Source organism: Vibrio neptunius, assembly GCA_019339365.1.
Taxonomy (GTDB): Bacteria; Pseudomonadota; Gammaproteobacteria; order Enterobacterales; family Vibrionaceae; genus Vibrio; species Vibrio neptunius.
This window is the reverse complement of sequence record CP079859.1, coordinates 2,683,750-2,695,031: the sequence shown is the minus strand read 5'-3', so window position 1 is coordinate 2,695,031 and position 11,282 is coordinate 2,683,750. Positions and strand designations below refer to the sequence as shown.

Sequence of the window (11,282 nt, the reverse complement as noted above, 5' to 3'; positions counted from 1 at the left end):
GGGCTTTCAAGTCAATCAAGCAATCTTATAGTGATTCGGTAAAAGTACGTGCGATAACGTCTTGCTGCTGTTCTGCAGTTAGAGAGTTAAAACGTACAGCGTAACCAGAAACACGAATAGTGAGCTGCGGGTATTTTTCTGGGTGCTTAACAGCGTCTTCTAGAGTATCGCGGTTAAGTACGTTGACGTTTAGGTGCTGACCACCTTCGATCCCCGCTTCGTGGTGGAAGTAACCATCCATCAGACCAGCAAGGTTAGCACGCTGTGAAGTCTCTTCTTTACCCAGTGCGTTTGGCACGATAGAGAAGGTATAAGAAATACCATCTTTCGCGTGAGCAAACGGCAATTTACCGACAGAAGTTAGAGATGCAACTGCCCCTTTTTCATCACGACCGTGCATTGGGTTTGCACCTGGAGCAAACGGAGCACCCGCGCGACGACCGTCTGGAGTATTACCTGTTTTCTTACCGTATACAACGTTAGATGTAATCGTAAGGATAGACTGAGTAGGAACAGCATCGCGGTAAGTCTTAAGCTTACGGATCTTGTTCATGAACACTTCTACTAGCTCGCAAGCAATGTCATCTACGCGAGCATCGTTGTTACCAAATTTAGGGTAATCGCCTTCGATTTCGAAGTCGATTGCAACACCATCTTCATCACGGATCGGTTTCACTTTCGCATGTTTAATTGCAGATAGTGAGTCAGCTGCGATAGATAGACCTGCAATGCCACAAGCCATGGTACGGTAAACGTCACGATCATGCAGAGCCATAAGCGCAGACTCGTAAGAGTACTTGTCGTGCATGAAGTGGATGCTGTTGAGTGCAGCCACGTACTGCTTAGCTAGCCAATCCATGAAGTGGTCTAGGCTGTTCCACACTTCGTCGAAGTCTAGTACTTCTGAAGTGATCTTAGGCATTTCTGGACCAACTTGCATCTTCAGCTTCTCATCAACACCGCCGTTGATTGCATAAAGCATAGTTTTCGCAAGGTTAGCACGAGCACCGAAGAACTGCATTTGCTTACCAACAACCATTGGAGATACACAACAAGCGATGGCGTAGTCGTCTGACTCCATGTCTGGGCGCATTAGATCGTCATTTTCGTACTGGATTGAAGAAGTATCGATAGAGACTTTCGCACAGAACTTCTTGAAGCCTTCAGGTAGCTGCTCAGACCATAGAACAGTGATGTTCGGCTCTGGGGAAGGGCCCATAGTGTATAGAGAGTTTAGGAAACGGAAGTTAGTACGAGTCACTAGCGTGCGACCGTCAAGGCCCATACCACCCATAGATTCTGTTGCCCAAATTGGGTCGCCAGAGAATAGGTCATCGTACTCAGGAGTGCGTAAGAAACGAACCATACGTAGTTTCATTACGAAATGGTCGATCATTTCTTGAGCTTGTTCTTCAGTGATCTTACCTGCAGCGATATCACGCTCGATGAAGATATCGAGGAACGTAGAAGTACGACCTAGAGACATAGCCGCGCCGTTTTGAGACTTAACAGCAGCTAGGTAACCGAAGTAAGTCCACTGGATAGCTTCTTGAGCAGTTTCAGCAGGACGAGAGATGTCACAACCGTATTTCTCAGCCATCACTTTCATTTGGCCAAGTGCACGGTGCTGCTCAGCGATTTCTTCGCGAAGCTGCATAGTCATTTGAAGATCTTCGCCATTCTCAAATTTCTCTTGTAGAGAAGCGAATTGAGCGAGCTTGTCTTTAATTAGGAAGTCGATACCGTATAGAGCTACACGACGGTAGTCACCAATGATACGACCACGACCGTATGCATCTGGAAGACCAGTCAGAACACCAGATTTACGACATTTTAGGATGTCTGGAGTGTAGATATCGAAAACACCCGCGTTGTGTGTTTTACGGTAATCTGTGTAGATTTCTTTGATCTTAGGATCAAGCTCACGACCGTAAACCTTGCAAGAACCTTCCACCATACGAATACCACCGTTAGGGATGATAGCGCGTTTTAGCGGGGCGTCAGTTTGAAGACCAACGATCGTTTCCAGATCTTTGTTGATGTAGCCTGCATCGTGAGCAGTGATGGTAGAGATAACTGAAGTATCAAAATCAACAGGTGCGTGAGTCGCGTTTTCCTGTTTGATACCTTCCATTACCTTTTCCCAAAGCTTATTCGTTGCTTCAGTACCTTCAGAAACAAGGAAAGATTCGTCGCCTTCATAAGGTGCATAGTTCTTTTGAATGAAATCACGAACGTTTACTTCGTTTTGCCAGTCACCTTCAGCAAAACCTTCCCAAGCTTTAGCAAATTGCTCTGCCATGACATACCTACCTTTTTAGTAGAAAAAACACGTACCTTTCTAACTATTGAGCTCGTTAGTGTTCCTTTTCAGGAGCGGTACACTCTTAATGAATAACAATATGTATAGTCTCTAAAATCGATTTCTGAGCGTGTTTTAAACTATAAATATTGCCACTAAGTTTTTGATGATTTGTTATTAACTTGGTTTCAAGGTTAAACTAAAAAAAAGTTGCAAACCTTAAACTAAATCAATAAATCCTCAATAAAGTTGATAAAAAGAGGGTGACATAGCTTGCCACCCACAAATTATTTTAATTTCTACAGCCAGGCTTTAATGCCGTATTGACCTTCAAGCATACCGACTGCCAACATGGCAATCAGACAAATAACCAATACGCCAACTGGAATGATGATTTTATCGACGAAAGACAAGCGAGCAGCGCGTTCTTTATCACCAATCAAGCCATTATTATCCAGCAGCATAGTTAAGGCCCAAGCAAGTACGGGGTTAACGACAGCGGAACCAAAGATACAAATGCCAGCGGCTTGGGAATCTTTCGAGTCTTTCACCATCTGCATGCCGGCTTCAAGTAGAGGCAGCGATACACCAACAAGCAATGCTACACGCATCACGGGTGGCCAGACTGCGATGTCCATCGGGAAGCCAAGAATTGCTATGATCATCACTAACAGGCCAAGAAGGATTGCACCGCCAGGGATAGGGCGCTTCGCAATTGCTGCCGGGATCATGTAAGTGCCCCATGATGAGGTAATATTACCGCCACCCACGGCAGTACCCACCATCTGACGAACAGAACACATGGTCATGGTGTCATCCACGTCCATCAGTACTTTTTCCGTCTTCTTAGGATAGTTTAGTTCTTGGAAGATACGATGACCTAAGAAATCAGGTGACCACATGGCGACAGCGAGAATGGCGAAAGGTAGTGATGCAATAAAGTGCTCCATGTTTGGTAGCCCAAGCATCCAGCCTTCTTCAGTACTGCCCCACCAGTAAACTGGGTTCAGGTTCGGTAAGCCTGTTTCTGTAACGAACTTAATGTCGAAGCCAGCCCCAAGCACGAGTGCAATCGCTAAGCCTGTAAATGCACAGACGGGAATAGCAAGCCAACGTTTATTCACTTTTGCCAAGAACGCATAAAGCGCAATGGTGACGGCCAAGACAATCAGGCCTACATAACCCATGCTGCCCGCAGCAATTGTGTCTGATTGAAGACCTACAGCCCAAGCTTGGATCGAGTTTATCTGACTCATCGTACCGGTGAGGCCTAAGAATATCAGCAATCCACCTGCAGTACCTTGTGATGTGAGGTTAACTAACTTGGACCCACCTTTCAGGAAGCTGAGCAGTAGACCGAAAACACCGATCAGGATAGCCAAGGCAAGAGGGTGTGCGCCAGCTAATGCGATGGTGCCGATAAGAGGGATCATTGGCCCGTGGTTACCTGCGAGGTTTGCTTTCGGGTTGATAAAACCAGATGCCAATACACAGAACAGAAGGGCTGGGATGAGCATTTCTACTCGTGCCACCTCAATGGCGAAGTCTTTGCCTAGGTTGATGTGATCCCAAGCTGCGGTCAGGCCCTCAGCCCAAGACATCATTACCGCTGAGTACATTGCGATAATGCCGATAGTCCCAGCTAGTGCGGGTACTAAGTCTTCGAGCTCGAAACGGAAGTCACGACCGGGTAAGTTTAAACCGAAGCGACGAGGCTTCATGATCTGAAGTTCATGATCTAGATAATCTGAACGGCTCTCAAATTCGGAAGCTGGACGGTGCAGCTCACGATAGCTCTTGTTTTCGATATCCGAATCAGAGTGCGACTTATTGACTGCGTCTGACATAGATTCCTCATAATTCTAAAAGTTAATGATTCTTCGAAGAGTCGCCGTTAGTTATTGTGGTTTGGCGATCTTATAAAAACCTGACTCAGCGTCCTGCATTTGGGTCCTTGAGCTATCGTCTGTAGAGCGTCTTTCACGTGCTTAAGCATAGACGATAGAAAAGACAAAAATTTGCTTATTGAGGCTTTTATCTTTGACGCGAGTGTAACGCGCCCCCTTAAGGAGTGATTGATTTAGATCACTTTATGAAAGAATGTGAAAGAAAACTACGTAGCTAAGGCCGTATAAGCGAGTCGTTGAAATATAAAGTGAAAATTATTTTCACATTGTGAGTTTTATAACTTTTGTTTGGAGGGACAAGCGAGCTCGAATGGACACTATTGAGAGAATTGTTGAGATAGATCTGGTTTTTATAAAAATGTTAAATTGCCACATCGGTAGATAATATGTTTGTTAAAATGATTTATGCGCATTATGGAGCGAATTACTCTATAAAATGAATGTTTAATCATATAAAGTGGCTATATATCCTTAAATTGAAGGTTAATAATTTGTTGCATGTTAGTCTGGGGAGTGCTAGTTTGTAGCAAAATGTGGGTGGAACCCAGCAATTCGCCGGCGATAAAGCCGTTTGTTAAGTCGGCAATTATAATAAAAACAGGGAGTATTAGCGCATGAATGATGTACCGGCGCTGGACATTAAGGAACTGCACAAAACATTCGGACAAAATGAAGTCCTTAAAGGTATCTCGCTTGAGGCACACAAAGGTGATGTTATCTCCATTATTGGTTCATCAGGTTCAGGTAAAAGTACCTTCCTAAGATGTATCAACCTTCTTGAAACACCGACTGAAGGTGAAATTTGGGTTAATGGTGAGTTGATCCAAATGAAAAACAATCGCCTTGGTGAGGCCGTTCCTGCCAACGAAAGACAAGTACAGCGTATCCGTTCCAGACTTGCTATGGTATTCCAAGGTTTCAACCTCTGGTCACATATGACGGTACTTGAAAATGTCATAGAAGCCCCCGTGCATGTGCTAGGCGTACCAAAAGCTCAGGCTTTGGAAAACGCTGAATTGTTGCTCAAGAAAGTAGGACTTTATGAGCGTAAAGATTACTACCCAGGACACTTATCTGGTGGACAGCAACAACGTGCAGCGATTGCGCGTGCATTGGCTGTCGATCCCGAAGTTATGCTATTCGATGAACCTACCTCAGCACTTGATCCTGAGTTGGTCGGTGAAGTGTTAGGTGTAATGCGAGATCTGGCTGAAGAAGGTCGAACTATGCTAGTTGTAACGCATGAAATGGCGTTTGCACGCGATGTTTCTAACCACGTCATGTTCTTGCACCAAGGTCTAGTGGAAGAGCAGGGAGACCCTGCTAAGCTCTTCACTAACCCGGACTCAGAACGTCTGCAGCAGTTCATCTCTTCTATTTATTAAGCTTGCACTTAAACGAGTTAAAGACAGACACAATTTATAAGATAAAAATCACAATCACAGGAGTATGGAAATGAAAAAGTGGTTACTAGTTGCAACTTTAGCTGCTACAGCAGCAACAGGTGTAGCTCAAGCGAAAGATTGGAAGACAGTTCGCTTTGGTATTGAAGGTGCATATCCTCCATTTAGCTGGACTGAAGCGGATGGTTCTCTTAAAGGCTTCGACGTAGACATGGCCAATGCTCTATGTAAGGAAATGCAGGTTAAGTGTAAGATTGTTGCACAAGACTGGGATGGCATTATCCCTTCTCTACTGGCGCGTAAGTATGATGCCATTATTGCAGCAATGTCTATTACTGAAGAGCGCAAGAAGAAAGTGGATTTCACGGGCAAATACGCTCTGATCCCTAACAAATTCATCGCGAAAAAAGGCGCAGGTCTAGATTTTGACAACCTAGATGGTAAAAAAATCGCGGTTCAACGTGCAACCACTCACGATAAGTACTTAACTGATAACTACGGTGACAAAGTTGAGATCGTACGTTACGGTTCTTTCGACGAGGCGTATCTTGATCTAGCAAACGGTCGTGTTGCCGCTGTTCTTGGTGATGCATCTGCACTGGAAGAAGGCGTACTCAATAAAGCCGGTGGTGAAGCTTACGAATTTGTTGGCCCGTCACTAACGGATCCAAAATGGTTCGGTGAAGGCTTTGGTATCGCAGTACGTAAGCAAGACAAAGATCTGACGAAGAAGCTAGACGCTGCCATCCTATCTCTACGTGAGAAAGGTGTTTACCAAGAGATTGCTGCTCAGTACTTCAACTACGACGTTTACGGTCAGTAAGTATCAGAAAGCGACCGCTGGTTCTAGTTCCTAGAAGTCGCCAGCGGTCGAATTATATCTATGGCTTGTTGATTGCTATTGAGTCAGTAAGCAAGCTTTGAGTCTAGGGATCAGGAACTCACCTATGCTGGATTTACAAGGATACGAAGCCTCTATATTTAAAGGGGCCATAGTGACCATAGAAGTAGCGCTACTTTCACTGCTGCTTGCGATGGTTTTAGGCATGCTGGGCGCATTGGCAAAAATGGCGCCATACCGCTGGGCACGCGCAATTGCAACCCTTTACACCACAGTGATCCGTGGTATTCCCGATTTAGTTTTAATGATGCTGATTTTCTTCGGCGGACAAATTCTTCTTAACAACAGCTTGTACGCCATTAATGAATCATTGAATGAGTGGTTTGCTTCAAGTGACCCAAATCATGAGTGGACGTCTTATCTACCAGATTACATTGATGTGAGCCCATTCATTGCAGGTGTTTTGACCATTGGCTTTATTTTCGGTGCCTATATGGCGGAAACGTTCCGTGGCGCAATTATGGCGGTAGATAAAGGTGAACTGGAGGCGGCCAAAGCATACGGTATGAGCCCAGTGTTGGCATTCCGACGTATATTATTGCCGCAGATGATTCGCCATGCACTGCCTGGTTTTGGTAACAACTGGTTGGTGCTGCTTAAGACGACTGCATTAGTTTCCATTATTGGTTTGGAAGATATGGTGCGTATGAGCTCTCTCGCTGCAGGCTCAACAAAAATGCCATTCACTTTCTACATGGCTGTAGCGATCATTTTCCTTTTCTTCACCAGCGTTTCAACAGGTTTACTCAAGCTAGTCGAACGTAAATTTAGTATTCATGCGAGGTAAGAAATGGACTTTTCACTGATTATCGAAAGTTTACCGATTTATCTTGATGGGCTCTGGAGGACGGTATGGCTGGTGGGCTTAGCTCTGATCATTGGCTTGTGTGTCGCAATCCCTTTAGGGGTAGCGCGTAATAGTACTAATTACTTTATAAATGGTCCGAGTTGGGCATTTATCTACTTTTTCCGTGGCACACCATTACTGGTTCAGCTTTACCTAATTTACTATGGTATGGATCAGTTTTTCCCAGTGAAGGATACTTTGTGGGAGAACGCATGGTTCTGTGCGCTTGTGGCATTTGTGCTTAACACCTCAGCGTATACAGCAGAAATTATCCGAGGTGCGATAAACGGTTTACCAAAAGGCGAGGTCGAAGCCGCTAAAGCCTATGGTATGGGTACGTTTATGACCTATCGCCGTATCATTTTGCCGAGTGCACTACGTCGTGCATTACCAGCGTACAGTAATGAAGTCATTTTTATGCTTCACGGTAGTGCCGTTGCAGGTATTGTTACGATTGTTGACCTTACGGGGGCAGCTCGCTTGGTAAACTCTCGTTATTACGCTCCGTTCGAATCTTTCCTCACAGCAGGTCTGTTCTACATGGCACTGACGTTTATGATTCTCTGGTGCTTCAAGTTAGCCGAGAAGCGATTCCTCGCGTACTTGAGACCGCTTAGCTGATCGAGTTTCAAAATCTAAAAAGGCTTCCAATTGGAAGCCTTTTTTGTGTCTAGGTATCCGTTAACTGAGGATAATCAACACGGTTCCCGCAAGTGTCATCAGAATATTCGCGATAGCGTAAGTGCCCGCATAGCCCAGCGCCGGAATGGTCGACTTGGCATAGTCGTTAACGATATCCATCGCTGGGGCACAAGTTCGAGCACCGATAATGGCACCGAATAGTAGTGCTCGGTTCATTTTTAAAATATAAGCACCTACAAGGTAAGCAAGGGCGACAGGAACCACGCTCACAAGGAATGACAGACCAATAACCTGTGGGCCGACCTGTGCTAAGTGTTCAAACATCTTACCGCCAGCACTTAAGCCAATCCCGACCATAAAGAACATCAACCCGAGATCTTTAACCATATTTAGTGCGCCCTGAGGAACATAGCCGAACGTAGGGTGATTAGCTCGTAAGAAGCCTAGCGTGATACCAGATAGTAGAAGGCCAACCGCGTTACCTAAGCCAAACGAAACTTGTCCAAAGGTCATGGTGATAAGGCCAAACATAATGCCAAGGATGAAAAAGCTGCAGAAAGCCAGTAGGTCTGCCATCTGACTGTGAATGGAGATGAAACCGATTTTTTCAGCTAAGCCGTGAACGCGACTCTTTTCTCCACTGACCTGCAGTACATCGCCTTTAGCTAGAACGATGTCTAGATCCATCGGCATTTCTATCTGCGCGCGTACTACTCGGTTAAGAAAACAACCATATTCGGATAAGTTCAGATCTGACAGGCGTTTGCCTGCAATAGAGTCACTTTTCACGACGATTTCTTCTTCGATAATCCGTAAATCTAAAAGATTGCGATCGAAAACTTCTTTGCCGTTCCTAAAACTAGGGTCTAGTCGCGCATGGCTATCGGGGAAACCAACCAGTGCAATTTCATCACCTTGTTGGAGAATAGCATCTCCATCTGGGTGGGCAAGTATGCCGTTTCGACGAATACGCTCGATATAGCAGCCAGTCTGTCGATAGATGCCAAGCTCCCGTAGGTTCTTGCCATCAATCCAATCGATCAATTCTTGACCAACGCGATAAGCTCGAATGATTGGCAAATAGACCTTTCGCTGCCCGGTACTACCTAACCCACGCTCCTGAGCAATTTGCTGAGCGGAATCGGATAGGTTTTGCTTTTGAAGTTTTGGTAGCAGCTTGGCGAATGTGATCATACTAATCAAGCCAATCAGATACGCCATAGCGTAGCCAACGGACAAGTTTTCAATAACCTGTGAAAAATCCATACCACGTGGAGTGGTGGCTAAGCCGGAGTTGAGAGCATCTTGCGCGCCTACTAATACTGGGGTTGCTGTTAGGGCTCCTGCCATCATCCCTGCCGACAAGCCAAAATCTAATCCCATGCTGTGGCTAGCGAAATAAGTGATACATACAGCGGTTGCAAGCACCACCATGCTTAGGATGAAGTAGTGTTTACCATCTCTGAAGAAAATACCGAAGAAGTTTGGCCCTGCCTCGATACCAACACAGTAAATGAAGAGCATAAACCCAATGGTTAAAGCATCGGCATTAAACGTAAAGCCAAGGTGTCCCATGATTAGAGAGGTAAGTAAAACGCCTATTGAGTTGCCAAGCTGGAGATTTCCAAAACGAATTTTTCCGATAGCTAAGCCAATAGCGAGAACTACAAAAATGAGGAGGATGGGGTTTTGCTCAAGCAAATTTACAACGTCGATGTTCACGGGGCAGCTCTTATGTCAGTGCCAGAGGATAAGTTAAGTGTACGAATTGTATCTGAATATAGAAAAATGATAAGTGAAAAATATGATAATTTACTATTCGCTGACTTAGGCTAAGAAATTACAATATTGATTTAATTTAAAGCAAAAAAAAGCCGCTTATAACAGCGGCTTTTTTTCAATTCGGAACGATTACTCGTCGAAAAGACCCAGATGCTCTTTGGCGTACGCTTCGAAGTCATCACAGCCACCGATGTGCTCTTGATCTACGAAGATTTGAGGAACAGTTTCAACTGGTTTACCTACTGTTTTTTCGAGGTCAGCTTTTGAGATACCTTCCGCGTGGATATCAACGTAGCGGTAGTTGAAGTCGTCACGTTTTGCTTTTAGTGTTTCGGCATGCTCTTTTGCGCGCACACAATATGGGCAAGCTGGGCGACCAAAGATAACTACGAACATATTGTTTTTCTCCTTCATTTTGTTACATGCAACTATGCCCGAATCAAAGTCGGAAATAAAGTCGCAATTGCCTGTTGCTTTGATAGGTAAAATCTATTGAGGTGTTTTTGCTCGGATTCTATGCAAGTTTGCCAAACAGTAGGCATAGCAACCAAGACAATTGCGTAAATGCGATGGTATCCACTCAATGTTCAATTGGTGTGTTTTACTATCTGGCAATCATGATACGAGTACGTAGTGCAGAACGGGCTATGCTCGAATTACTATCCACTTGTTTTGAGTGCCGTGAGTGTCCGTAATTCAGTAGTAACAACCGTGCTGCTGTTCACCTAATTATTAGAGGGGCCCCCAATACACTAGCTTGTTTTCTAAACGCTACGAGGTTTTGGCCACTCTCACGGTATAACTTCTCAATAAAACAACTAACGCATAATAAAGTTTGATTATTTAGCGTGGATGATATTTATTATTGATTACTGGATCGCAATTTGTCCCGTTTTGTATGGAGGTTTTTATGGGTTTATTCTCTCGCTGGAGAAAGTCCTCAAGAAGAACGAATAATATTGTTGATGAATATGTAATTCGTAGTTTGATTGATAAGCATTGGTCATGCCGCTCTTTTCAAAAAGGAGCGTTAAGAGGAACTGCTTTATACCGTGGTATTGTTTACAGGGGCGACCCAGGATGGGCGAATAACAGAATGCAGTACTTTTTCGATAACGGATTTACCCAACAAAATGAGCAAAACGTTGATTGGGAGAAGTTTTCAGGAAAGTTTGCTGGAGGACACACAGGGAAAGTTGGCATATCGACCACGACTGACTACGACTATGCGGCGAATTGGTGCCCGACAGACGTCTACGTTATTGACCTTAGCCGCCATCCTTTTGCCTATGATGTGAATAAGAGTGGTCTCGCAGCGCCAAATCCAGTAGACCGATATCATGTTGAACCCGTTCAGTGTGAAATAAACGTTGCTAACTGGATAAATGCAGAAATGGTATTTGGTCATTACAATCGAAACACCAGAGTATTCACCAAAAATCCAAAGTATGAAGGTGCTTTGGTACTTTAACCGTTACCTTAAAGCTGGTTGGGAGTC

9 protein-coding genes are annotated in these 11,282 nt (G+C 44.6%); 5 read left to right on the top strand and 4 right to left on the bottom strand.

What is annotated here, in order from left to right:
* Positions 1-25: 25 nt before the first annotated feature.
* The gene (gene pflB / locus KW548_12750; GenBank protein ID QXX05998.1) at positions 26-2,302 is read right to left on the bottom strand and encodes a formate C-acetyltransferase; all 2,277 of its coding nucleotides are present in this window, start codon (positions 2,300-2,302) and stop codon (positions 26-28) included.
* Positions 2,303-2,601: 299 nt separating this feature from the next.
* Positions 2,602-4,149 (bottom strand): DUF3360 domain-containing protein, encoded by a 1,548-nt coding sequence (locus KW548_12745; GenBank protein QXX05997.1) that lies wholly within the window; start codon positions 4,147-4,149, stop codon positions 2,602-2,604.
* A 674-nt stretch (positions 4,150-4,823) separates the two neighbouring features.
* Between KW548_12745 and KW548_12740 the strand changes: the two genes are divergently transcribed.
* The 4 genes from KW548_12740 to KW548_12725 all read left to right on the top strand — a co-directional run bounded on the left by KW548_12740 (position 4,824) and on the right by KW548_12725 (position 7,981).
* Positions 4,824-5,594 carry an ABC transporter ATP-binding protein gene (locus KW548_12740; GenBank protein QXX05996.1) on the top strand — a complete coding sequence of 257 codons (771 nt, stop codon included), beginning with the start codon at positions 4,824-4,826 and terminating at the stop codon, positions 5,592-5,594.
* A gap of 70 nt (positions 5,595-5,664) precedes the next feature.
* On the top strand, positions 5,665-6,435 hold the full coding sequence (locus tag KW548_12735) for an ABC transporter substrate-binding protein (GenBank protein ID QXX05995.1): 771 nt from the start codon (positions 5,665-5,667) through the stop codon (positions 6,433-6,435).
* 124 nt (positions 6,436-6,559) lie between these two features.
* Complete coding sequence (locus KW548_12730) at positions 6,560-7,300, top strand: ABC transporter permease (protein QXX05994.1); 741 nt, start codon at positions 6,560-6,562, stop codon at positions 7,298-7,300.
* 3 nt (positions 7,301-7,303) lie between these two features.
* Complete coding sequence (locus KW548_12725; GenBank protein ID QXX05993.1) at positions 7,304-7,981, top strand: ABC transporter permease; 678 nt, start codon at positions 7,304-7,306, stop codon at positions 7,979-7,981.
* A gap of 60 nt (positions 7,982-8,041) precedes the next feature.
* Here KW548_12725 and KW548_12720 read toward each other — a convergent pair whose 3' ends face one another.
* Together KW548_12720 and KW548_12715 are read right to left on the bottom strand one after the other, a co-directional pair.
* Complete coding sequence (locus KW548_12720; GenBank protein QXX05992.1) at positions 8,042-9,724, bottom strand: aspartate:alanine antiporter; 1,683 nt, start codon at positions 9,722-9,724, stop codon at positions 8,042-8,044.
* Between the two features lie 189 nt (positions 9,725-9,913).
* Complete coding sequence (locus tag KW548_12715; protein QXX05991.1) at positions 9,914-10,180, bottom strand: GrxA family glutaredoxin; 267 nt, start codon at positions 10,178-10,180, stop codon at positions 9,914-9,916.
* Positions 10,181-10,880: 700 nt separating this feature from the next.
* On the opposite strand from KW548_12715, the gene KW548_12710 reads away from it, so the two are divergent.
* The gene (locus KW548_12710; GenBank protein QXX05990.1) at positions 10,881-11,255 is read left to right on the top strand and encodes a hypothetical protein; all 375 of its coding nucleotides are present in this window, start codon (positions 10,881-10,883) and stop codon (positions 11,253-11,255) included.
* The last annotated feature ends 27 nt before the right edge of the window (positions 11,256-11,282 follow it).

Bases quoted from the DNA above. Each gene is read 5' to 3' on its own strand.
- KW548_12725 (QXX05993.1), top strand. From the start codon at position 7,304: ATGGACTTTTCACTGATTATCGAAAGTTTACCGATTTATCTTGATGGG.
- KW548_12710 (QXX05990.1), top strand. From the start codon at position 10,881: ATGCAGTACTTTTTCGATAACGGATTTACCCAACAAAATGAGCAAAAC.
- KW548_12735 (QXX05995.1), top strand. From the start codon at position 5,665: ATGAAAAAGTGGTTACTAGTTGCAACTTTAGCTGCTACAGCAGCAACA.
- KW548_12740 (QXX05996.1), top strand. From the start codon at position 4,824: ATGAATGATGTACCGGCGCTGGACATTAAGGAACTGCACAAAACATTC.
- KW548_12745 (QXX05997.1), bottom strand. From the start codon at position 4,149: ATGTCAGACGCAGTCAATAAGTCGCACTCTGATTCGGATATCGAAAAC.
- KW548_12730 (QXX05994.1), top strand. From the start codon at position 6,560: ATGCTGGATTTACAAGGATACGAAGCCTCTATATTTAAAGGGGCCATA.
- pflB (QXX05998.1), bottom strand. From the start codon at position 2,302: ATGGCAGAGCAATTTGCTAAAGCTTGGGAAGGTTTTGCTGAAGGTGAC.
- KW548_12715 (QXX05991.1), bottom strand. From the start codon at position 10,180: ATGTTCGTAGTTATCTTTGGTCGCCCAGCTTGCCCATATTGTGTGCGC.